Source organism: Clostridium sp., from assembly GCF_032552055.1.
Classification (GTDB): Bacteria; Bacillota; Clostridia; order Clostridiales; family Clostridiaceae; genus Clostridium.
The window spans coordinates 1-1,512 of sequence record NZ_JAWGSV010000403.1; the positions used below are offsets into that span (position 1 = coordinate 1).

Annotated in this window: 1 protein-coding gene; it reads left to right on the plus strand. The window is 22.9% G+C overall.

From position 1 onward, the window contains the following. Window positions 1-46: 46 nt before the first annotated feature. On the plus strand, window positions 47-1,512 hold a 1,466-nt coding region (locus E6248_RS15925), incomplete at its 3' end, for an AAA family ATPase (RefSeq protein ID WP_316341745.1).

A 1,512-nucleotide genomic window follows, 5' to 3' on the forward strand; every position in this document is an offset into this window, starting at 1 on the left:
TATATAAATATTGGAAGATAAATTCACTATTAAAAAGAGGGGTAAAATGGATAATAAATTAATATTTAAGAAATTAAAAAGACAAGATATTTTTAATGAGACATTTTTAGATTTTAATAAGAACAATATTATTGAGTTTAAAAAAGTTTCTAGGTCTAGAATAGCAGTATTATATGGGCCTAATGGAACAGGAAAAACTAGTTTAGCTAAAACTCTTGACAAAGAAATAAATGAAATAGGTATGGAGTTTGAGGTTGAGTATAATAATAACTTATATATAAAAGAAAATTGTGATATCTTTCATATAATAAATGATCAAAATGATAGAAATATAATTAAAGGAGATGCAAGTGATTATCTTATAGGGGAAAATATTAAGAAAGAATGCGAACTAAAGAAATATCTTGATAAAGAGTTTAAAAACCTTTTTGTTGAGAAACTAAGTAAGGGTTTAAAAGATAAATTTGGGATATCTAGTTCTAAAAATGGGTTAATTAGTCATATCGATGATTTAAATATACAAAGATATGTTATAGAATTAAGTAATAAGCAATCAAAAGGAAGCAGAATTGATAGAGGAGACTTTATTAATAAAATAGAAAAAATCTCTATTGCTAATGATATTATACATAAATATGACGAAACAAAGTATAAATTTATTATTGAGAACTTTACAGATAATAAATCTATAATATCTAGACTTCTTAACATTAAAAGAATCAATTTAAATCAAAATATAAAAAAAATAGAAGAAACTAGTGTAGCAATAACTATATTAGATAAATTTGATTATAAGCATGAGTGTATTGTTTGTGATAGTATGTTAGGTGATGGAGAAGGACTTATAGAAAAAAAGAAAAATGAGAAAAAAACATTTATAGAATCTTTAGATAAAGAAACTAAAAAAATACTAGATGAAATAATAAGTTTAGTTGATAAAAAAATTTTTGATCCGTTCGAAATAAAAAATACTCTATATGCTTCTATTACTAATGGAAGTATTGATGATATTAATTTATTGATTAATGAAATAAAGAAATTTATAGAGATAATTAAATGTGATATTTATCATTTATTTAAAGATTGTCTAATTGATAGCGACCTAAGAGAAAGATATTATGAATATAAAAATATATTAAAAGAGCAACCACAAATTACGGATGATGAATTACTTTTTATTAAACAAATTGTAAGTGAAAATATAGGGAAAAATATAGAACTTAAAAGAGATCAAGATGATGGCAGTAGATTTAGACTGTTTTTAAGTGGACAATCTTTACTTGATATGAAAGATAGAGAAGATTTTAAGTTAAGTAATGGAGAACAAAATTTTATTTCTTTATCATTTGAACTTTTAAAAGCTAAGCGTTCTAATTCAGACATTATTGTGTTAGATGACCCTATATCAAGTTTTGACTCTATATATAAGAATAAGATCGCATTTGCAATAATTAAATTTTTAGAAAATAAGAATGTTCTAGTGTTAACTCATAATACGGATTTGATTAGATT